The following is a 22,172-nucleotide window of genomic DNA, read 5'->3' as shown; positions in this document are numbered from 1 at the left end:
TTACTTCCACATAAAACCATTGGTCTTTTAACGTCACCTGGCATCCTTGTAGGTCATTGTTTACGGCCGTGGAACCGTGTGTCTGATACGCTCGCTGCAACTATATGAACCGCTTTGTGCTAGTGTGCCATTCCTGTTTCTTATTTCCGGTTAGTTATGAGTGTAGAAGGAGCGGCATTGACCCGAGGGTCTGTCGGACGCCACCTGTTTCAACAGACGATGCCTATGGTGGTCGGCATTCTTGCGATCATGTCGGTCGGGCTGGTCGATGCCTACTTTATCGGTCAGCTGGGTGATGACCCGCTCACGGCCGTCAGCTTTATTTTTCCTGTCATCATTGCGCTGTCTTCGCTGGGGGTTGGTGTTATTGCTGCGATTGCTTCGGTTGTCGCCCGTGCGTTAGGTGCCGGGGCGACCGAGCGGGCGCGAAGCCTGGTGGCGCTGGGTGTGGTCGCTGCGACTGTGTTTGGTGTGGTCATTACACTTCTGTTGCTGTTGTTCCGGCGCCCGTTGTTCGAGCTGATGAATGCGTCGCCGGATCTGTTGCCGCTGATTGATTCTTACATGCTGCCGTTTGCGTTCGGGTTTCCTATGTTGCTGATCAACATGGCGGGGAATGGCGCACTGCGGGCACAGGGGATGGCAGGCAAAGCCTCGGTACTCCTGATTGTGATGGCGCTGGCGAACCTTATCCTTGACCCGCTGTTGATTACTGGTGCCGGGCTGTTTGAAGGTTTCGGTATGCAGGGTGCCGCATATGCAACCATTCTGGGCTGGACTCTGGCCGCGATGCTGGCCCTGATTTTTACGTCACGAAGTCGTGTCGGATTATCGCTGACGGCACTGAAGAATGCGCATCCGAAGCACGATCTTGGGGCACTTGTGCGGGTTGGTGCTCCGGCGGCGATATCAAATTCAGTGAATCCGGTGGGCCTGTCTGTTCTGACCGCTATGGTGGCCCAGTACGGTGATGCCGCCGTTGCAGCATTCGGAGCGGGCGGGCGACTTCAGAGCCTGGCGACGGTTCCTCTGCTGGCGTTATCCAGCTCCATTGGCGGTATTGTCGGGCAGAACTGGGGAGCCGGGTATGGCGATAGGGCACGGCGGGCGCTCTGGTTGTCGCTCGCTTTCTGTCTGGTATACGGACTGGTAGCAGGCACACTGATGGTCTGCTGGCGGGAATCGCTGGCCGGAATTTTTACAGACGACAGAATCATTATCGATTCAATGTCGACCTACCTCATTATCTCCGTCTGGGGGTATGCAGGCTTTGGTGCACTGATTGTCGTAAACGGTGCCCTGAATGCGACCGACCGGGCAAACTATGCCTTGCTGCAGTCCGTTGCCCGGGTGGTACTCTTTATGGTGCCGGTTGCCTGGGGGCTGGGTTATCTGCTGGAAGAGCGTTCCGTTTTTGCTGCAGAGCTTGCGGCGAATCTGCTGGGCGGTATCGTTGCCGTCATTGTCGGTCGAACACTGTTAGATGATCGCTGGTTAAATCGCTGAACCTGTTAGCACGGACAACTGTAAAAGGAGTTTTTTTATGATGACACTTATTTATTCCACCACCTCTCCCTTTGCGCGTAAGGTACTGATTACCGCGATGGAGCTGGGATTGCGTGATCAGATTACGCTGGAAATAGCGCACCCTCTGCGCAACGCAGAACAGGTGAGTGACGCTAACCCTCTGGGTAAGGTCCCTTGTTTACTGACCGATGCAGGGCAGATGGTGGTTAACAGTCCGGTCATCTGTCAGTTTCTGCAGCGTATGGCTCCTGCCGGACCTGAATTGCACGACCCGTCGTATATGGATATTGATACCGTTGAACGGGTACAGGCGCTGGCGGATGGTCTGATGGATGCGGCGGTCGCGCTGGTGATGGAGAGTCTGCGCCCTGAAGAGCAGCGCTCGGACCTCTGGCAGGAGCGTTGGTACGGTGCACTGAACCGTACCCTGGCGTTTATTGAGCGCTATGAAGTTTCCCGCCTGCGCACTGCGTTTGGCAGTATGGCTGAAATATCACTGGCCTGTGCGCTTGATTATCTGGATTTCCGTCACCCGGATTATGACTGGCGGGAGTCAGCGCCAGAGCTGGAACTCTGGTTATCAGAAATCTCCCGTGCGGAATCTTTCGCGGCGACCGTACCCGTCGGTTGACGTCCTGCCGCAGAGCGGTGGCTCAGCGGCTTTTCCACATATTGGCGACGGCCTTGTCACTGCCAAGGCAGCCAACGATCAGGCAGACAGAACCAATCACGCCAAATACCACTGCAGGGAAGGCGCCCCCGGGCTGTGCTGCAGCAATGGCAATAAACACCCCTGCACCCGCGAGAACGAGAAAAAGCGTGCCGACCACAATCAGGATGGTGCGATGAGACGGCTTGTAAGCATATTCATCTTTGCTGTTTTCAAAGATATTGAGAATCGGTGAGAAGATTTTGCGCAGAGCGTTTTTCATATCCATCCTATACCAGCCAGGGCAGCGCCAGGGCGTGTAGTGTCGCAGTAAGTGTCATAGCCATGGCCGAGTATGCCGCCTGTTGAGTACCAAGTTCAATGGCGCGGCTGGTGCCGACGGCATGAGCGCATACACCAAGACTAAGCCCCATGGCCGCAGGACTGTCCATCCTGGCGGTTTTCAGCAGCGGCGGAATGATCAGAGCGCCGAAAACGCCAGTGATAATCACGAAGGCTGACGCCAGAGCACTGATACCACCCAACTGCTCGCTGAGGGTAACGGCTACCGGAGTGGTTACCGATTTCGTCGCCATCGTCGCAGTGACGGCCAGATCCCCGATCCAGATATCTGCGAGAATAACGGCCAGCCCCACTGTTGTTCCGCTGCCCAGAGTGATGGCCAGTGAAATACGCAGCCATTCCTTCTTCATTGCATGGATAAACTGATAGAGGGGCACGGCCAACATGACGACCACTGGGCCCAGCATCAGATGCAGATACTGGCCACCTTCCATATAGGTTTCAAAGGGCACGCCGGTGGCCTCTAATACCGCAGACACCAGAATAATGCCGGTGAGAATCGGTGGTAGAAATGCGCTGTTACCTAACAGCCGGTAGAGGTGTTGCCCGATGATAAATGCCGCTATGGTCAGAGTCGCCCAGAACAGTGGCATCTGCAGCAGTTGACTGAACATCAGCTCTTCCTCTTCCAGTTCATGATGAACGCACAGACCAAAGCACCGGGAATCAGACTGACGGCAAGAATGACTAACAGCGCGACCCCGTTTTCTTCGAGCAGCGCTTTCTGCGTCACAATGCCTACGCTCACCGGAATAATAAATAATGGCAGTAAGGGAGAGAGTGTCTTACTGATGTCCGTCAGACTGGAGGGCGTTCGTCCCCGAAGTACCAGAAAAAACAGCAACAGCAGCATGCCGATGATGGAGCCGGGAACAGGCAGAGTGAACTGCGCCTGGATTAAGTTCCCTGCTACTAGGAACAGCAGAAGTATCAGAAGGCCGGTCATGGATGCCCATCGAGGAATAACGTGTGACGCTATTGTAGCGGCGCATGTCAGTCAGAAGAAGGGACGAGGGTAGATACTAAGGTCGGATGGCGAGCAATGGCAGACAGGTTCCGTGATTCCTGGTCCTGTCACCGGGTAGCTGCTTGTAAAGTCGGTGGAGGGGAAAATGCTGTTTTCATTTATCTGAATGAAACCTCCAGACAATTCTGATGTGATTCATCCCTTATCCGTCTGCCACTGTTTTGGATATTGAAGATCTTGCTTGAGGGCATTTAATGGGAGGAGCAGAGCTATAAGCCCCGCACCGTCTCCAGTATTTTTGCATACTGATCATGCTTATCAGGAAACGCCAGCATCGCTTGCAGAGTCTGAATGGTCGCTGCCATTTTTACTGTATTCATTGCGCTCTTGTGCTCACTCTCGGCGATTGCCTGTAGTGAACTTACAAAGGCGTCCATCACTTCACGCACGGCATGATTGAAGCGGTCCGCAGACCCGAGGTTGCTATCGAGAGCGAATGTTATGGCCGCTTCGATCGATTCCTTAATATCCTGCTGTATCTCTTCATTGCCGGCGGTCAGGGCTTCGGTCTGTTGCTTGAGTGAGTCTCCGATCTCCGCAGTCTGGTTGGCGGGGGCAGACGTGTCCCCATTAATGGACTCATGCGGGTCTTTTTCTGTATGGCAGCTTTTATTGTTATCTGCAGTGGTTTTCACATTGGACGAGTTACTTTTTTCGAACTGGGCCGCTGTACTTGCCGTGTCGATGCTGTAAAGGGTTGCAATACCTTGAGTAAGAGCCGCTTGTGCGGTCACGGATGTCTGCTGCTGGGCTGTGGTGGCATTGTGCGCCGCGTTAGAAAGCGCCTGAGCCGTTGCCTGGTAGATGTTACTCATCGCCACTGCGGGTGCATCAGCAATGACTTTCACGTTGCTTTGAGTGACGGAATCTGTGATCTGATCGTTAACTGCGGTAGGGAAAGCCATGGGATTAATCCTTTAAATTTGATTAATCCCACAGTAAGGCGGTTTCTGGTTCTGGGTGAAGTCAGAACGCGCCAGCAACCCGGAAAAATATTCCGTAGGTTGCGTAGAAACTTTCAGATCCATACTCCGCCTCAACACCAGGGCCTGTGTCATAGTCGGATTCAAAGGCGTAAGTGTTGATTGTTCCCTCTACTCCAAGGCTCGCGCCAATGATGTAGTCAGCAACCGGAGCGACGGCCTGAAATCCAACGCCATAAGTGCTGCTGATTGACAATAGAGAAGTGGCTCCAGAGACGTTCAGCGCCGTGCCTTCTCCGGGGTTGCCAGTATCGGCTGCAACCTGTTGGGTTGCATTCTCATAGTCAGTTTCGACCTGATCGCCCGGTGTATAGGTCGAAAATCCAAGAAGCATATCAAGGTCCAGGAAGAGGCCAACATCCCGCTTTCCCGTCCTCGCTACTTTATCGAAACTGTTCTTCAGTGAATCAACGCGAAGCCAAAGACCCAGCGTTTCAATTGTGCCTTCTGCGTCGATCGCCTGGTAAGGATAATTACCCTCATCGTTGTGATTTTCAAACTCGCCTGTGCGGGGGTTAAAGCCAAATTCAGAATTCTGATTTGTATCTACGTCGAGAATGACCGGAAATACGTTTTTCTCATAGCCGATTCCAACATAACGATCGCCGTAGCGTTGTACCCCCACTGCGAGAAACTGAGACTTACCGTCGAACTCCGGATCTTCCGGAAGCAGCGTCTGAAACAGATCGTCAGGATCCTGATTTCCGGGAAATCTTGCTTCGTCAGTCTCTGAAAAACGCCCTTTGATAGAGCCTTGGCTGGTGACCAGCATGATGCCTCCCCAGTTAAAGATAGCCTTGAGCTGATCGATTTCTTTCTCTGCATCGAGGAGCGCAGATATCTCAACAGAGAATTTCTTGCTGGTGGGACTGGAGTATGTGAGCTCGGTGAAGGTGGTCGAATCAAACGTCACGCTGTCACCAGGAAAAACAACAGAGTCTTCGTCACCAAACGGGGTAACCTGTGTCTGTTTGAAAGAAACGAACTGCTTTTCGAGTGCGTGACTGCTAAGAGGCACTAGCGCACCAATCATCGTGGTCGCTATTCCAAGGCCAATGCGGCTTGCTGGTATAGGTTTGCGTTTCATAATGCTTCCCGGCGTATCTTTGTTCTTAGGCGATATTATGAGACAGATAGAGCCAGATTTCAGAGGGCAACTTGGGACAAATGTCAGGGATGATATAAAAGCACAGAGGAGTTCCTTACTCAGAGAGAGTAAGTGGTGCGGAAGGAGAGACTCGAACTCTCACACCTTGCGGCGCTGGAACCTAAATCCAGTGCGTCTACCAATTTCGCCACTTCCGCACAGAAGAGGCCGCGATTCTACGCAAAATGCAGCGTAATGCAAGCTACCTTGGCGTGTTCTTTGGAGTCGGGTATCGTACAGGCACTTTGCAGACAGGACGTGCTCCATGAATCAACCAGAGACCCGCCTTCATACCAATATTTTCCTGATTGCGGCGGCGTTTGTGATCGTCATCGCGGGTGTGAAAAGCGCCGCGAGTATCCTGATCCCTTTCCTGCTTTCTATCTTTATCGCCATCCTGAGCGCGCCTGTGATGCGCTGGCTGACGCGGCACCGGGTGCCTGAAATTGCAGCTGTGCTTCTTATCCTGGTGGGCTTTCTGCTGTTCGGGACGATTCTGGCAACCTTTGTTGGGCGAACAATCAATGCCTTCTATCAGGATATGCCCCTCTATGAGAGTAAACTTCAGGCACTGGTCGACCAGTCGGTTGCCTGGCTGCAGGCCAATGGCATTGATGTTTCTGACAATGTCCTGCGCGAATACGTGAACCCGGGTGCGGTCATGAAAATGGTCGCCAATGTGTTTAATGGCCTGGGTGGTGTGCTGGCTAATACCTTTCTGATTCTGTTTACCGTTATCTTCATTCTTCTGGAGGCCGCCGGCTTTCCTGAAAAGCTGCGCCGTGCGCTTGGGGACAAAACGCAGGCTGTTCAGCATTTTTCTCGCTTTTCTCAGCTGGTGCAGAAGTACCTGGTGATTAAGACTCTGGTGTCGCTGATGACAGGCGCGACGATTGGTGTGGCACTCTGGGTGATTGGTGTCGATTACGCTGCAATGTGGGCTCTGGTCGCGTTTCTGCTGAACTACATCCCGAATATCGGTTCCATTATCGCAGCGGTTCCGGCGGTGCTGGTGGCTTTGATTCAGTTGAGTGTGGGCGAAGCAGCGCTGACTGCGGCGGTCTACGTTATCGCCAATACCTTTTTCGGTAATATTGTTGAGCCGAAAATGATGGGACGCACACTGGGTCTGTCGACGTTGGTGGTGTTCCTCTCTCTGGTGTTCTGGGGATGGGTGCTTGGGCCGGTGGGAATGTTGCTGTCGATACCGCTGACCATGGTAGTCAAGATCGCTCTCGAAGTGAATGAACGTACCCACTGGCTGGCGACGCTGCTGGATCAGTAGGGCTGAGTCAGCTCGGGTGGTTAAGAGTAAAAAAGGGTAAATCGCTCTGGGCGGCTTTTCGGGCCAGAGGTACTCTGATGTCAGAGGTGAATTATGAAATCCGTACTGCTGATCGATGACGATCTGGAACTGGGCGAACTGCTCAAAGAATACCTGGCAATGGAAGGCTTTGAGCTGACTGCAGTCCAGGATGGTAAAACGGGTCTGGAACAGGCGTTATCCGGTAACTACAGCCTGATTCTGCTCGACGTTATGTTGCCCAAACTGAATGGATTTGAAGTACTGAAGGAACTGCGCCGTAAGTCTTCGATACCGGTCATTATGCTGACCGCACGGGGTGAAAGTGTCGATCGGGTGCTGGGGCTTGAGCACGGTGCCGACGACTATATTCCCAAGCCATATCATCATCATGAACTGATGGCGCGCATTAAAGCCTTGTTCCGGCGTATTGATATGTCTTCAGACCCGCAGGCCGCGGCCAGTCAGCTTCTTGAGGTGGGTGAGCTGGTGCTGAACCCGGCAACGCGCAGCGCTACACGTTCGGGAGAAGAGTTACCTCTGACTGGCGCTGAATTTGGTGTTCTGCAGTGTCTGATGGAGCATGTGGGTGAGCTGGTGGATAAAGACACTCTGTCACTGGCGGCGCTCGGACGTCAGTTGATGGCCTATGACCGTTCGATCGATATGCACGTCAGTAATCTGCGTAAGAAACTGGGTAAGCGTCCTGATGATTCTGACTGGATCAAAACGGTGCGTTCGCGCGGCTACCTGTTGGTTCGCGTGTGATTTTTCTGTCTGACATTTCCCAGCGGGGCGATCGCTGATGGTCCGCTGGTATCGTTCACTTTTCCTGCGCATTTTTCTCTGGTTCTGGTCGATCGTTATTCTGGCGATGGGCGCTGCCGTGGGGACCATCCTCTGGCTTGAGGACAACTACTACCGTACGGCGACACCTCAGGAGGTCAGGCACCTCGCTCTGCTGATTGAAAATCAACGTCCGGTACTGGCAGAAGAACGCCGGCTGTGGAGGCGTTTGCGCCCGGGCTGGAATCTGGTGATTACTCCCATCGACAGTATCGGGCAGCTGCCACACGACCTTGAACAGTTCGCTGACGCGGCGGCAGAACAATCAGAAATCCTCTGGGGTCAGGATGATGGCTATCTGATGATTGGCCCGGTGACACGCGGTGGTTATATCTACGTTGCCGTGGCCCGCAAAGATATGCAGTACATTCTGCAGGAAGAAGACCGCTGGGTGGTTCCTGTCGTTATGGCCGTGGTGGTGACCTTACTGTGTTTCCTCCTTGCCTGGACTCTGACGCGACCTGTTCTGCGGCTTCAGCGTGCGGTGCGCAGGCTGGCCGGTGGGGATTTCGATATGACCGCGCTCAGTGACAGTTACCGCAGGCATGATGAAATTGGCGCCCTGACGGACGAAGTGATCAGTATGGCGGCGTCTCTTCAGAGTCTGCTTCACAGTCACCAGCAGCTGCTGCGCGATGTGTCTCATGAGTTACGTTCACCTCTTACCCGTCTGCAGATCGCACTGGCCATTGCCCGGAAGAAAGATACCAACGATGTGCTGGTTGCTGAACACGACCGGATTGAGAGAGCGGTTGGGCAGGTTGATAACCTGATTGGCCAGATGCTGGACCTTGCTCGTCTGCAGCAACAGGATGAGACAGAGCTTCTGATCGAGAGTGACGATCTGAAAGGCCGGTTGACCGAATGGCTGGACGATGCCGACATCGAGTGTCGCAGCAGAGGGCTGACGGTACGCAGGCACTGGTCGTCGGGTGCCGTTGATGCCGATTGGGACTGGCTGCTGGTCGAGCGGGCGTTCGATAATATTCTGCGTAACGCGATCCGCTTCTCTCCCGAAGGGGGAGATCTGCTGGTGGGTTGTGATGTGCGGGATGGCGTAGCGTCCATATCGGTGCAGGATCAGGGGCCCGGTGTTCCGGAGGAGGAGCTTGGCCGGATCTTTGACGCTTTCACTCAGGTCGACAGTGCGCGAGACCACGCCGCCGGCGGATACGGTATTGGCCTCGCGTTGGTGAAACGGATCACCGAGCTGCATAGTGGGCTGGTCATCGCTGAAAACGTCGCGCCCGGGCTCAAAGTTACGCTGCGCCTGCCCCTGAACCCCGAAAACACTCCGAAGCCGCGTGGCAGCTGACTTAAATCACCTTTTGTGGTGGATTTTGCTGGAAGTTTGACCAGTTTTTTGTTATCAAGTACGGCCTTTGTCTCTGCGCTGCCGGGAATAGCGGTGTCAGTGACTACACAACACAAAAAAAGCGACGAAAACTGGACGAGCACTATGTCAGAAGATTTCAAACAAGCGGCTCTGGATTACCATCAATTTCCTAAGCCAGGAAAAATCAGTGTCGAGCTGACCAAGCCAGCTCAGACTTCGCGTGATCTGTCACTGGCATACAGCCCGGGTGTGGCTGAGCCGGTCAAGGAAATCGCCGCAGATCCTGAGAATGCTTATAAGTACACAGCGAAAGGTAACCTCGTCGCTGTAATCTCTGACGGCACTGCCATTCTGGGTCTTGGTGATCTGGGCCCGCTGGCTTCCAAGCCAGTTATGGAAGGCAAGAGCCTGCTGTTCAAGCGCTTTGCTGGTGTTGACTCCATCGATATCGAAGTTGAGTCAGAAAGCCCGCAGGCGTTTATCGACACCGTTCGTCGCATTGCAAATACCTTTGGCGGTATCAACCTCGAAGATATTAAAGCGCCAGAATGCTTTGAAATTGAGCGCACTCTGATCGAACAGTGTGACATCCCGGTATTCCACGATGACCAGCACGGTACAGCGATCGTAACTGTGGCCGGTGTACTGAACGCGCTGGAGATCGTCGGTAAGAAGATCGAAGACGTTAAGATGACAGTACTGGGTGCAGGTGCTGCGGCAATTTCGTGTTCTAAACTGCTGATCCTGGCAGGCATGAAGCCAGAAAACATCTTCATGTGTGACCGTAAAGGTGTGATCCACTCTGGTCGTGACGATCTGAACCAGTACAAAGCTGGCTTCGCAATCGACACAGACAAGCGCACTGTAGACGATGCTCTGGATGGTGCTGACATCTTCCTGGGTCTGTCTGGTCCGAACATGGTGACTGGCGAACAGATCAAAACCATGGCTGAGAACCCAATCATCTTCGCTTGTGCGAACCCGGTTCCAGAAATCATGCCAGACGTAGTAGCAGAAGCACGCCCTGATGCCATTATGGCAACTGGCCGTTCTGACTTCCCTAACCAGGTAAACAACGTACTGGGCTTCCCATTCATCTTCCGTGGTGCACTGGACGTTCGCGCTAAGCGTATCAACGAAGAAATGAAACTGGCTGCTGCTAAGGCGCTGGCTGACCTGGCGAAAGAGCCAGTGACTCAGGAAGTGCTGGATGCTTACGGTCTGGATTCTCTGGAATTCGGTCGTGAGTACATCATCCCTAAAGCGGTTGATTCCCGTCTGCTGGGTGCAGTCTCTACTGCTGTAGCGCAAGCGGCGATTGATACCGGTTCAGCGGCTGGTCCGCTGCCAGCAAATTACCCACTGAAGTCTATCGACGACATCTGATCAGTCAGAATCAGTGAGTAACAAAAAAGGCCGCTTATGCGGCCTTTTTTATTGCTGTCATATCGTTGGATTTCCACTTTCGCGGAAATGACATGCGCACTGTCATTCCCGCGTAGGCGGGAATCCATAATGAATCTACAAGCATAAAAAAACCCGGCATCGGCCGGGTTTTTTGTGAGCCTTAAAAAAGCTTATGCGCTTTTCTTTGGCTTAGCACGCTTACGCTCGTTTTCGGTCAACAGCTTCTTACGCAGACGGATGCTGGTTGGTGTTACTTCAACCAGTTCGTCGTCTTCAATGAACTCCAGAGCCTGTTCCAGTGTGTGACGCACAAATGGAGTCAGGGTCAGGGCTTCGTCAGTACCAGATGCACGGACGTTGGTCAGCTGCTTCGCTTTGGTTGGGTTAACCACCAGATCGTTGTCGCGGCTGTGCAGGCCAACGATCATACCTTCGTACACTTCAGTCTGAGGGCCGATAAAGAGGCGACCACGATCCTGCAGTGTGAACAGTGCATAAGCCAGAGCCTTACCAGCGACCATGGATACCAGTACACCATTGTGTCGGGTAGCACCAAGAGACGCCTGAACCGGACCGTAGTGATCGAAGACGTTGGTCAGGATGCCTGAGCCAGAGGTAAGGGTCAGGAACAGACCGCGGAAACCGATCAGACCACGTGCAGGAGCAATGAACTCCAGACGAACGCGGCCTTTGCCGTCCGGGACCATGTTGGTCATTTCGGCACGACGGTTACCCATCTCTTCCATGATAGAGCCCTGGTGCTCTTCTTCGATGTCGATCACGACCTGCTCGTACGGTTCCTGCAGTACGCCATCAACTTCTTTCTGTACAACTTCCGGTTTACCGATCGCCATTTCGAAGCCTTCGCGACGCATGGTTTCAATCAGTACAGACAGGTGCAGTTCACCACGCCCGGATACTTTGAATTTTTCAGGAGTCTCGCCGTCTTCAACGCGCAGAGCTACGTTGTGGATGAGTTCCTGCTCCAGGCGGTCTTTGATGTTCCGTGAAGTCACGTACTTACCTTCTTTACCAGCGAACGGAGAATCGTTCACCTGGAAGGTCATGCTTACGGTTGGCTCATCAACAGACAGTGGCGGCAGAGCTTCGACATTACCAACTGCACACAGGGTGTCGGAAATATTCAGACCATCGATACCAGAGATACAGACGATGTCACCTGCAGTTGCTTCAGCAACATCGACACGGTTCAGGCCGTGGAAGCCCTTCACCTGTTGAATACGGCCTTTGCGGATCTTGCCGTCGATATCAATCAGCTGAACGTCGGTGCCGGGTTTGAGTTTGCCGCGGGTAATACGACCCACACCGATAACGCCGACGAAGCTGTCGTAATCCAGAGCAGAAACCTGCATCTGGAACGGGCCATCAATTTCAACTGCTGGCGGCTGTACGTGGTCCACGATCATCTGGAAAAGAGGGGTCATGTCGTCAGCCATATTGTCCGGATCATCACCAGCAATACCGTTCAGAGCTGAGGCGTAGATAACCGGGAAATCGAGCTGTTCTTCGGTTGCGCCCAAACGGTCGAACAGATCGAAGATCTCGTCCATTACCCAGTCAGGGCGTGCGCCCGGACGGTCGATTTTGTTGATAACAACGATAGGGCGCAGGCCGCGCTCGAATGCCTTCTGGGTTACGAAGCGGGTCTGAGGCATCGGGCCATCTACCGCGTCTACCAGCAGACATACAGAGTCCACCATAGACATTACGCGTTCAACCTCGCCACCGAAGTCGGCGTGTCCAGGGGTGTCTACGATGTTAATGCGGTAGTCATTCCATTTGATGGCGGTGTTTTTCGCCAGAATGGTAATCCCGCGCTCTTTCTCCTGATCGTTGGAGTCCATCACGCGCTCGCCGCCCTGGTTGCGATCCAGAGTGCCTGACTGTTCAAGCAGTTTATCAACCAGGGTAGTTTTACCGTGGTCAACGTGGGCGATGATGGCGATATTTCTGAGATTCTCGATCACAACAGTTGCCTTCAGTATTGTGAGCACCTGAGGGCTCTGCGATGGCAGGGTCAGGAGCCGGTTAAAATTTGAGCGCGGAGTATACCTGAATCACCCCAGATCCGGGATATTTCTTTGATTGTATGGGTGAAGTTTTTCCATATGTCATTGCTGACGTTCAGCCCATGTTGGGCCAGATCAAAAAAGCCTGCGTTTTGCACCAAAGAGCATATACGGCGGGTGGGCAGTGAACCTATAATGTGCGGGCTTGCATACGCAGACCAGCTGTAGAAATCCGATTGAACCAAACTGGTGCAAATATTGTTATATATGCACAAAAGTGGTGCAAATAAGGTGTGTGTTCGTTCCCTGGGCCCAGTATTTTCAAGGGTTAGCAGGGTGTCCAAAATGGCACACTAATTGCTCTATCTGTGAGCATGGTAAGCCGGGGTGATCCCCCGAACTCATTTGAACCAGCATCTGGAGAAAAACAATGTCAGAGAACACTCTGAATCTGATCAAAGAAAATGACGTGAAGTGGGTTGACCTGCGCTTCACTGACACCAAGGGTAAAGAACAGCACGTAACCATCCCTGCCTCATACGTTGACGAAGATTTCTTCGAAACTGGCCAGATGTTTGACGGTTCTTCTATCGCTGGTTGGAAAGGTATTAACGAATCTGACATGATCCTGATGCCAGACGATTCTACTTGCTTCCTGGACCCGTTCACTGAAGACGCTACCCTGATCCTGCGTTGTGACATTGTTGAGCCTTCTACTATGCAGGGCTACGAGCGTGATCCACGTTCTGTTGCTAAGCGCGCTGAAGAATACCTGCAGTCTACCGGTCTGGGTGACACTGCTTTCTTTGGTCCAGAGCCAGAATTCTTCATCTTTGACGACATCACCTGGGGCGCTGACATGCAGGGCTGCTTCGTGAAAATCAACTCTGACGAAGGTGCATGGGCGACTGCTTCTAAAGTAGAAGGCGGCAACCTGGGTCACCGTCCACGCGTTAAAGGCGGTTATTTCCCAGTACCACCAGTAGACAGCCTGCACGACATCCGTGCTGCTATGTGTAACACCCTGATCGCTGTTGGTCAGGACGTTGAAGTACACCACCATGAAGTGGCAAACGCTGGTCAGAACGAAATCGGCGTTAAGTTCAACACTCTGGTTAAGAAAGCTGACGAAGTTCAGATTCTGAAGTACGTTGTTCACAACGTTGCAAACGCATACGGCAAGACTGCTACCTTCATGCCTAAGCCAATCGTTGGTGATAACGGTTCTGGTATGCACGTTCACCAGTCCTTCTGGAAAGACGGCGAAAACATGTTCGCTGGTGACGGCTACGCGGGTCTGTCTGAAACTGCTCTGTTCTACATCGGCGGTATCATCAAGCACGCTAAAGCACTGAACGCGTTCACCAACCCGTCTACTAACTCTTACAAGCGTCTGATCCCAGGCTTCGAAGCTCCAGTGATGCTGGCATACTCTGCCCGTAACCGCTCTGCTTCTATCCGTATTCCTTACGTTGCGTCTCCAAAAGGCAAGCGTATTGAAGCTCGCTTCCCGGATCCAACCGCTAACCCATACCTGGCGTTCGCAGCAATGCTGATGGCTGGTATCGACGGCGTTAAGAACAAGATCCACCCTGGCGATGCAGCTGACAAAGATCTGTACGATCTGCCAGCTGAAGAAGCGGCTAAGATTCCACAGGTTTGTGGTTCTCTGCGTGAAGCTCTGGACAGCCTGAAAGCAGACATGGACTTCCTGACTGCGGGTGACGTGTTCACTGCAGACATGATCGAAGCATACATCGATCTGAAGATGGAAGAAGTGTACCGTGTTGAACATACTACTCACCCAGTAGAATTCGATCTGTACTACTCTGTGTAATCTCCGGATTATCCAGCAGTGATAAAGAGGGTCGCTTCGGCGGCCCTTTTTTGTGCCTGTCATTTAACCAACCGCGACACCCGCTCTCAAAACTGGATAATAGCGCCCTGAATCCGCTTTTCATTGGTGCGCCCTTATGCAGATCAAGGTCAATTTTCTCGACAACCTCCGTCTCGAAGCCAAATTCGATGACTTCACTGTGGTGACTGACCAGCCTATCCGCTACAAGGGTGATGGGTCTGCGCCCAGTCCGTTTGATTACTTTCTGGCTTCGTCTGCGCTCTGTGCGGCTTACTTCGTTAAGGTTTACTGCCTGGCGCGGGATATCCCGACCGAGAACATCCGCCTTTCCCAGAACAATATCGTTGATCCTGAAAACCGCTATAACCAGATTTTCAAAATCGATGTAGAGCTGCCAGAGAATATCTCTGAGAAGGACCGTCTTGGCATTCTGCGCTCCATCGACCGTTGTACCGTTAAGAAGGTGGTGCAGACCGGGCCTGATTTTCAGATTGATGTGGTTGAAAACCTCGACGAAGATGCACAGGCGCTGTTGCAGGCACCGGAAATGGAAGGCGAAGGCACCAGTATTCTGGGTAAAGACCTGCCGCTGGAGCAGACCATCGCCAATATGACTGGCCTGCTGGCGGATCTGGGTATGAAGATCGAAGTGGCGTCGTGGCGCAATATCGTGCCGAACGTCTGGTCGCTGCATATCCGCGATGCGGATTCGCAGATGTGTTTTACCAACGGTAAAGGCTCTACCAAAGAAAGCGCTCTGGCGTCTGCGCTGGGCGAATTTATGGAGCGCCTGAACTGTAATTTCTTCTATAACGACCAATATTTCGGTGAAGAGATTGCTAATGCCGAGTTTGTGCATTATCCGGATGAAAAGTGGTTCCAGCCGGGGCCTGAAGACGAGCTGCCGGAAGAAATTCTGGATGAATACTGCCTCGATATTTACAACCCGGATGGCGAGCTGTGTGGCTCGCATCTGTACGATACTAATTCGGGTAATGTCGAGCGCGGTATCTGTTCTATTCCGTATGTTCGCCAGTCGGATGGCGAGACGGTGTATTTCCCGTCTAACCTGATTGAAAACCTGTTTTTAAGTAACGGTATGAGCGCGGGTAATACTCTGGCTGAAGCTCAGGTGCAGTGCCTTTCTGAAATTTTTGAGCGGGCAGTAAAGCGTGAAATTCTCGAAGGTGAGCTGGCGCTGCCAGATGTTCCTGAAAGCGTAATAAATAAATACCCGTCGATAGTCGCGGGTATTAAAGGCCTCGAAGAGCAGGGCTTTCCCGTACTGGTCAAAGATGCCTCGTTGGGCGGTCAGTTCCCGGTGATGTGCGTAACGCTTATGAACCCACGTACCGGCGGTGTCTTCGCTTCGTTTGGTGCGCACCCAAGCTTCGAGGTTGCACTCGAGCGTAGCCTGACAGAGCTTCTTCAGGGGCGCAGCTTTGAAGGCTTAAACGATCTGCCAGCACCAACCTTTGAAAGTAATGCGGTGACTGAGCCAAATAACTTTGTTGAACACTTTATTGATTCAACCGGGCTCGTTTCATGGCGTTTCTTCAGTGCAAAGTCCGATTATGACTTTGTTGAGTGGGATTTCACTGACAACGGCCAGCGCAACAATATCGTCGAAGCAGAAGCCCTGTTTGGCATTCTTGAAGACCTCGGCAAAGAAGCCTATATGGCGACGTACAACGATCTTGGTGTGCCTGCGTGTCGTATTCTGGTGCCGGATTATTCTGAAGTGTATCCGGTCGAAGATCTGATCTGGGACAACACCAATAAAGCCCTGTATTTCCGTGAAGATATTCTGAATCTTCATCGCCTTTCTCGTGAACAGCTCGAAGAATTAGTTGAGCGCCTCGAAGAAAGCGAACTCGATAATTACACCGATATTACGACGCTTATCGGTATCGAATTTGACGACAATACTGTCTGGGGCCAGCTCACGATTCTCGAATTAAAGCTGCTTTGTTATTTAGCGCTGGATCGTCTTGAAGAAGCCAAAGAACTGACCGAAACCTTCCTGCAATACAATAATAATACGGTTGAGCGTGGGCTGTTTTATCAGGCATTAAACTGCGTGCTCGAAGTCGCACTGGATGATGAACTGGAGCTGGAAGACTACCTGCACAACTTCACGCGAATGTTTGGTCAGGAGCGTTTAAATGCCGCTGTCGGTTCCGTCGATGGTTCGGTGCGCTTCTATGGTCTGACGGAAACGAGCATGAAGCTGGAAGGACTGGATCGTCATCTTAAGTTGATTGATAGTTATAGAAAGCTGCATGCGGCGCGAGGGAGAGCGTGACACAGTACTGGGGATATATTGTTGCGGCTGTACTATTTTCGCCGTTAATACTTCATCTGTTTAAACCACTGGTTGGCGCCAGTAAGAATGAAGTCAAAGATACCTTGTATAAGGTTGTTAAGGATGAAGATAAGGTGCTTTGGCGGGGAAATCTGAAAGGGGTCGCAATAGCCCAGTTTCTGGAGTTCCGGGTGTTGCTTTATCTGTTTATCATTATTGGTCTGATTCTCGTTGTGGGCACGCTATTTCAGGAGATTGGGCTTGGTGTTGCTAAGATTCTGAGTAAAGACTGATCTGGTATTTTACTTATAGCGTCGCTGCTAGCCGAGCTTTTATGTCTACTATTAATCTTAACGGGAGGCTGCTCTAAGAAATATGTCGTGAACTTCCATTGATGGTAGGGATTGGGCTTTAGTTGTAGACAAGGTGCGCAATAAATGTACAATGTATGCCAAGTGTAACCTTGTGTAATTTGGAAAGTCACGAATGGATGCAGTGGAAAGGATACCAAGCGGGCTAATTTCTCTCGCTATCACCCTTCATATCCTCAAAGTGAATGTGAATCTTGAGCAGGTTAGGCATGAGTACTGTGCTGGCCGCTCCGACATTGATGATGTTGGGATGCTCAAAGCTATCAAAGCGCACGATTGTAAGTCCAGAAGGATATCAGTAAAGAAAGACCGGCTGTCCAAAGTACCGGTGCCTTTCATTGCAAAAGATAACGATGGAGAGTATTTCGTCGTTGGAAAGTCCGAAAGCGAAGGCGTGCTGGTGCAGGTGCCCGGCCAAAAACCAGAAGTTCTTAGTGAAGATCAATTTTGGGCGAAGTTTTCAGGCGCAGCCATTCTTGTAAAGAAGAAAAATTCACTAGTTGAAGACGGCGTAAAATTCAGCCTGTCGTGGTTCTTAACAGCTATCCGTAAGTATAAGGGCCTTCTCTCCGAGGTTATTGTTGCCTCTATATTTGTACAGATGTTTGCTCTCATCACGCCTTTAGTATTTCAGGTTGTGATGGATAAAGTTCTGGTGCACAGCAGTGTTTCAACTCTTAATGTCTTGGTTTTTGCGCTGATAGTTATCGCTGTTTTTGAGGCAGTCACTGGAGGATTGCGAAACTACCTGTTCTCACACACGGCTAGCCGGGTCGATGTCATCCTCGGAGCCAAGCTCTTCTCGCACCTGATGAGTCTCCCTATTTCATTCTTCACATCCAGGCCTGTAGGCCAGATCGTTGCCAGAGTGCGCGAGTTAGAGACGGTAAGGTCATTTTTGACAGGAAATGCTTTGACTGCGGTTATTGATTTACTGTTTTCTTTCATATTTATAGCTGTAATGCTGATGTACAGTGTTGATTTAACCTTAATTGTACTCGCGTCATTACCCATTTACGCACTTATATCTATCGTTATTACCCCTCGACTTAAAGCACGAACTGAAGAAAAGTTTCAGCGTGGGGCTACCAATCAAGCGTTCTTGACGGAGTCTATTGCTGGCATTGAGACGTTGAAATCGATGTCTGTTGAGCCGTCCACGAGAAACAAGTGGAATCAGCAGTTATCTGAATACGTATCGTCTTCATTTCGGGTTGTTAAAATTAGCAATATCGGCTCTCAGGCTATTTCTGTGGTTGGAAAGATCGTGACTGCGCTGCTTCTTTGGCAGGGGGCGAAGTTAGTTATGGCTGAGGAACTGACGGTTGGTGCTCTGATTGCTTTTAACATGCTTGCTGGGCAGATAGCTCAGCCGATACTTCGGCTGTCTCAGCTGTGGCAAGATTTTCAGCAATTCAGAATATCACTTGATCGACTCGGAGATCTGATTAACACACCTGCCGAAGTATATGGCAAAAGCACCAAACAGCCTGATCTTAAATCCCACGGTATCGAAATGAAAGGTGTGGTTTTTCGGTATGCACCGAATAAACCTGAAGTGCTGAGAGACATTGATATAAATATTAAACCAGGTGAGACGATTGGCATTGTCGGTAGCTCCGGCTCCGGGAAATCGACAATAAGCAAACTCTTACAGCGTTTGTACATTCCTGAGCTTGGCTCAATCAAAATTGGAGGTGTTGACATTTCAGGTGTCGACATCGCGTGGCTTAGGCGTAAAGTTGGCGTTGTCATGCAGGACAGTAAGCTTTTCGAGATGTCCGTGCGAGATAATATCGCGATATCGGATGCTGTTATGCCGATGGAGAGGGTTGTACAGGCAGCAAAGTTAGCTGGAGCCCATGACTTTATTTCTGGATTGCCTGAAGGGTACGACACCCTTCTTGGTGAGAACGGTGTAGGTCTTTCTGGAGGACAGAGGCAGCGGATTGCTATTGCACGAGTTCTGGCGACCAACCCTGGAATCCTTATTTTTGATGAGGCTACCTCGGCGTTAGATTACGAATCAGAAAGCGTCATACATCAGAACATGGGAAAAATCTCTCAAGGGCGTACAGTGATCACCATTGCTCATCGCCTTTCATCTGTGCGGAATTGTGATCGAATAATCACAATTGAGAAGGGACGAATTGTAGAGGTCGGTAGCCATGACGAGCTGATGAGAAATAGCAGCGGCAGGTATTTCTATCTTAATAACCTTCAGCAGAGTAAGGGTGTTGAAGAGGCTACTGCATGAAATACCTCTTTTCATTTTATAAGGCATTTAAAAGAAGAATTGTCGGTCAAGACAGCTATGAACATGATTTCTTACCAGATGTTTTGGCTGTTATGGCAACGCCACCTAGTAGGGCATCCAGAATGCTACTCTGGACGATACTTACCTTTTTCGCAGTCGCGATACTTTGGTCGATTTTTGCAGAAATGGACGTCGTAGCTACTGCACAGGGAAAGCTCGAACCTGTTGGTAGCGTCAAAGTGGTTCAGGCGCTCGAAGCCTCAAAGGTTAATCGCCTCCATGTAACTGATGGTAAAAGTGTCAGGAAGGGAGATGTATTGCTGGAGCTGGACCCTACAGATCCTGAGACTGATCGGCGTCAGGTTGAGCTAGAACACGATCTGGCCCTTGCAAAAAGATATCGCTACGAAAAACTAATTGCTGCTGTTGAAATGGAGAGTGTGCAGATCGACAGTGGATTCCTTGTTGGTTGTAGCGATACTACCGGGCGTGATTATTGCTCCGATCAGGAATCTGTCTACAGAAAAGAGCTTCAAGCATATGTTGATAAATACAGCTTGATTGAGCAGGAAATTAATAATCGAAAACTAGCGGTTGAATCAGCAAAAACTGAGTTGAATTCAACCAAACGCATACTATCAATATCTTCAGATGATTTTGACTCGAAGAAGGCACTATTTTCTATTGGAAGTATATCCAGGAATCAATGGTTGGAGGCCAAGCGGCGGTTTCTTGATGACCAAGCAAGGTATTATGCTGCTGAATCTCAACTACGAGAGTCAGAGAGTACACTCCAGAGCGGGTATAAAGAGCGGGAAGATTTTAAGTCGACAAAATTATATGAGTATCACGAGGGGCGTGAGGATATTGCCTCCAAGATCAAAAGCCTGGAACTCTCTATAGTAAAGGCGAAAGAGAGAGAGTCTAACCGGTATCTAACCTCGCCGGTCGATGGTGTTGTTTCTCAGCTCAAAGTAACAACGGTGGGGGGCGTAGTGACACCAGCAGATATTCTAATGGTGATTGTACCTTCAGGCACTGAATTGCAGGCAAATGTCTCTCTCAAAAATCTGGATGTCGGATTTGTAGAACGTGGTATGTCTGCCAATATCAAAGTGGATAGCTTCCAATACACCAAATATGGGTCTATAGCCGGAGAGGTATCGACTATTTCAGCAGATGCTGTGATGGACGAAGCGGTTGGCTGGGTGTACCCGATAAAGATTTCGTTACAAGAGCAAGAAATTCAGGTCGGGGAAAAAATGATCCCGTTGTCTGCAGGGATGACGGTTTCTGCTGATTTGAATATTGGTAAGCGACCAGTAATCGAGTATTTTTTAACTAACTTTGTGGAATACGTCGATGAGTCTTTCACTGAGCGTTAAAGTTACACTCTGGAGTCTGCTGCTATTAGCCTTGGCAGCATACAGTTCATCTTCCTTCTCGCTGCCACTGGGTGACTATTTTGCTGCTGCGCTTGATTATGATCAGGAGTTCAGAAGAGTCAAAGAAGAGAAAGCCATTGATATCTATACAGAAGATACGGGTTATTTGGAATATCTCCCCGAAGCAGACTTGTCTTATGACTACTCCTACACTGAGGCAAATGACTCGGGAGAGGTAAGTGCTTACTCCAGTCAGGGGGACTATAAAAGGCGCTCTTTATCTGGGCGAGTAGTTCAGCCCATATACGATAAATCGAAAATTGAAATTATATCTGCACAGAAGTCAAAACAGTCGCTATACGGGGCTGAGATTGAATCTGCGAAAACTCACCTGTTAGATAGAGTATTCAGTGCCTATCAGCAACACTACTTGGCTAGTATATCGCTCAGAAACTCTGAAGAAATTCTGGGTTTGGAGCGTGCTCGACTCGCTCGTATCGAAGACGGAGCATCCTTAGGGGTTTCTAATGACTTAGAGTACATTGAGGCAGAGATACAGTTCAGTCAGGCCGTGGCTGACGTTGAGCGCTATGCTTCGGAGCTTCAGGAGGCTGAATCACTGTTGGAGATGTATACAGGGTATACAAGGCTTACTGCCGGTGTCGAATGTGAAGGTGCGCCCTCATTTCTTGCTCCTGTTGAACTGAATGACATGTTACTGATGGTTGATCAGTATCCAAGTATTGAACTCCTTCAGCGCGAATTGGAAGTGCTTGATAGCGAAGCAGCTAGAGCTAAATCACGCTTTTTTCCCACTGTTTATCTGAGTTATGAACGATCACGCTCGGAAACCATTAATGGATCTTTCGATGGTTCTATCAGTAATACTTCTGTGGCACAGCTAGGGGTCGATATTCCTCTTTTTGCTTCTTACTCGTCATATCGTCAAGTCTCGTCCTACTCCAGAAGGTCTGCGCTTTATTCTCAGCTATTAAGGCAGACAAGGTTAAATAGTATAAAAACTATTCGAAGTTTGTATTCACGGTATAAAAGAATGGAGGCGTCTTTTGATGCCACGAATGAGGCTTATGTCAGAAGCTCTGATTTGCTCACTATACGACAACAAGAGTACGAGTTAGGTCAGATTAGCACAGCAGAACTTGATAATTATATTCAGCAGAACTTGCAGGTCGCTCGGAAGCGTGGAGAGGTTTGCATGGCATTGCTGGGTATTCGCGTAGATATAAGTATTGAAACTGGTAATTTTAGTTACCTACTCATGGAATGATATGAAGAAGATTATATTTTTATTGGCAGCCGTATCGCCCTTAACTTTTGCATCTGACTATGATCACGATGGAATACCAGATTCTGTAGA

18 protein-coding genes and 1 tRNA gene are annotated in these 22,172 nt (G+C 50.6%); 12 read left to right on the top strand and 7 right to left on the bottom strand.

Features of this window, described 5'->3' with window-relative positions; genetic code table 11:
* Window positions 1–177: 177 nt before the first annotated feature.
* Together Q1L85_RS04250 and Q1L85_RS04245 are read left to right on the top strand one after the other, a co-directional pair.
* A complete protein-coding gene (locus tag Q1L85_RS04250; RefSeq protein ID WP_300432387.1) occupies window positions 178–1,506 on the top strand; it encodes an MATE family efflux transporter in 1,329 nt (442 codons plus the stop codon).
* Window positions 1,507–1,543: 37 nt separating this feature from the next.
* Complete coding sequence (locus Q1L85_RS04245; protein WP_300426977.1) at window positions 1,544–2,158, top strand: glutathione S-transferase N-terminal domain-containing protein; 615 nt, start codon at window positions 1,544–1,546, stop codon at window positions 2,156–2,158.
* A 22-nt stretch (window positions 2,159–2,180) separates the two neighbouring features.
* Here the strand turns inward: Q1L85_RS04245 and Q1L85_RS04240 are convergent, their stop codons facing one another.
* The 6 genes from Q1L85_RS04240 to Q1L85_RS04215 all read right to left on the bottom strand — a co-directional run bounded on the left by Q1L85_RS04240 (window position 2,181) and on the right by Q1L85_RS04215 (window position 5,854).
* Window positions 2,181–2,459: a hypothetical protein gene (locus tag Q1L85_RS04240; RefSeq protein WP_300426975.1), complete on the bottom strand. Its 279-nt coding sequence runs from the start codon at window positions 2,457–2,459 to the stop codon at window positions 2,181–2,183.
* Between the two features lie 7 nt (window positions 2,460–2,466).
* Window positions 2,467–3,153, bottom strand: coding sequence for an LrgB family protein (locus tag Q1L85_RS04235; RefSeq protein ID WP_300426973.1), 687 nt, complete (start codon window positions 3,151–3,153; stop codon window positions 2,467–2,469).
* Entirely contained in the window at window positions 3,153–3,485 is a 333-nt protein-coding gene (locus Q1L85_RS04230; protein WP_300426972.1) for a CidA/LrgA family protein, read from the bottom strand. The genes Q1L85_RS04235 and Q1L85_RS04230 overlap by 1 nt, the downstream gene beginning before the upstream one ends.
* 290 nt (window positions 3,486–3,775) lie before the next feature.
* Entirely contained in the window at window positions 3,776–4,471 is a 696-nt protein-coding gene (locus Q1L85_RS16700) for a RebB family R body protein (protein ID WP_307726794.1), read from the bottom strand.
* 61 nt (window positions 4,472–4,532) lie between these two features.
* Window positions 4,533–5,636, bottom strand: coding sequence for a hypothetical protein (locus Q1L85_RS04220; protein ID WP_300426971.1), 1,104 nt, complete (start codon window positions 5,634–5,636; stop codon window positions 4,533–4,535).
* A gap of 133 nt (window positions 5,637–5,769) precedes the next feature.
* Window positions 5,770–5,854 (bottom strand) — tRNA-Leu (locus tag Q1L85_RS04215).
* Window positions 5,855–5,961: 107 nt separating this feature from the next.
* On the opposite strand from Q1L85_RS04215, the gene Q1L85_RS04210 reads away from it, so the two are divergent.
* The 4 genes from Q1L85_RS04210 to Q1L85_RS04195 all read left to right on the top strand — a co-directional run bounded on the left by Q1L85_RS04210 (window position 5,962) and on the right by Q1L85_RS04195 (window position 10,567).
* Window positions 5,962–6,981: an AI-2E family transporter gene (locus Q1L85_RS04210; RefSeq protein ID WP_300432383.1), complete on the top strand. Its 1,020-nt coding sequence runs from the start codon at window positions 5,962–5,964 to the stop codon at window positions 6,979–6,981.
* A gap of 93 nt (window positions 6,982–7,074) precedes the next feature.
* Window positions 7,075–7,767, top strand: coding sequence for a response regulator (locus Q1L85_RS04205; protein WP_300426969.1), 693 nt, complete (start codon window positions 7,075–7,077; stop codon window positions 7,765–7,767).
* A gap of 37 nt (window positions 7,768–7,804) precedes the next feature.
* The gene (locus tag Q1L85_RS04200) at window positions 7,805–9,160 is read left to right on the top strand and encodes a HAMP domain-containing sensor histidine kinase (RefSeq protein ID WP_300426968.1); all 1,356 of its coding nucleotides are present in this window, start codon (window positions 7,805–7,807) and stop codon (window positions 9,158–9,160) included.
* Between the two features lie 144 nt (window positions 9,161–9,304).
* Window positions 9,305–10,567, top strand: coding sequence for a malic enzyme-like NAD(P)-binding protein (locus Q1L85_RS04195; protein WP_300432380.1), 1,263 nt, complete (start codon window positions 9,305–9,307; stop codon window positions 10,565–10,567).
* A gap of 191 nt (window positions 10,568–10,758) precedes the next feature.
* On the opposite strand, the gene typA is transcribed toward Q1L85_RS04195, so the two are convergent.
* Window positions 10,759–12,576, bottom strand: a complete 1,818-nt coding sequence (gene typA / locus Q1L85_RS04190) for a translational GTPase TypA (RefSeq protein ID WP_300428656.1) — start codon at window positions 12,574–12,576, stop codon at window positions 10,759–10,761.
* 472 nt (window positions 12,577–13,048) lie between these two features.
* Here typA and glnA point away from each other — a divergent pair, with 472 nt between their 5' ends.
* The 6 genes from glnA (at window position 13,049) to Q1L85_RS04160 (ending at window position 22,082) form a co-directional block, all read left to right on the top strand.
* Window positions 13,049–14,455, top strand: a complete 1,407-nt coding sequence (gene glnA, locus Q1L85_RS04185; protein WP_300432378.1) for a glutamate--ammonia ligase — start codon at window positions 13,049–13,051, stop codon at window positions 14,453–14,455.
* A gap of 136 nt (window positions 14,456–14,591) precedes the next feature.
* A complete protein-coding gene (locus Q1L85_RS04180) occupies window positions 14,592–16,781 on the top strand; it encodes an OsmC domain/YcaO domain-containing protein (RefSeq protein WP_300432376.1) in 2,190 nt (729 codons plus the stop codon).
* Window positions 16,778–17,074 (top strand): hypothetical protein, encoded by a 297-nt coding sequence (locus tag Q1L85_RS04175; RefSeq protein ID WP_300432374.1) that lies wholly within the window; start codon window positions 16,778–16,780, stop codon window positions 17,072–17,074. The genes Q1L85_RS04180 and Q1L85_RS04175 overlap by 4 nt, the downstream gene beginning before the upstream one ends.
* Before the next feature lie 193 nt (window positions 17,075–17,267).
* Window positions 17,268–19,409: a type I secretion system permease/ATPase gene (locus Q1L85_RS04170; protein ID WP_300432372.1), complete on the top strand. Its 2,142-nt coding sequence runs from the start codon at window positions 17,268–17,270 to the stop codon at window positions 19,407–19,409.
* A complete protein-coding gene (locus tag Q1L85_RS04165; protein ID WP_300432370.1) occupies window positions 19,406–20,794 on the top strand; it encodes an HlyD family type I secretion periplasmic adaptor subunit in 1,389 nt (462 codons plus the stop codon). Before Q1L85_RS04170 ends, Q1L85_RS04165 begins: the two co-directional genes overlap by 4 nt.
* The gene (locus tag Q1L85_RS04160; RefSeq protein WP_300432368.1) at window positions 20,772–22,082 is read left to right on the top strand and encodes a TolC family protein; all 1,311 of its coding nucleotides are present in this window, start codon (window positions 20,772–20,774) and stop codon (window positions 22,080–22,082) included. The genes Q1L85_RS04165 and Q1L85_RS04160 overlap by 23 nt, the downstream gene beginning before the upstream one ends.
* Window positions 22,083–22,172 lie beyond the last annotated feature (90 nt).

The sequence above is a fragment of the uncultured Thalassolituus sp. genome, assembly GCF_950066645.1.
GTDB lineage: Bacteria > Pseudomonadota > Gammaproteobacteria > Pseudomonadales > Oceanobacteraceae > Thalassolituus.
Note: the sequence above shows the minus strand (reverse complement) of the source record. Positions and strands in the feature narration are given on the sequence as shown.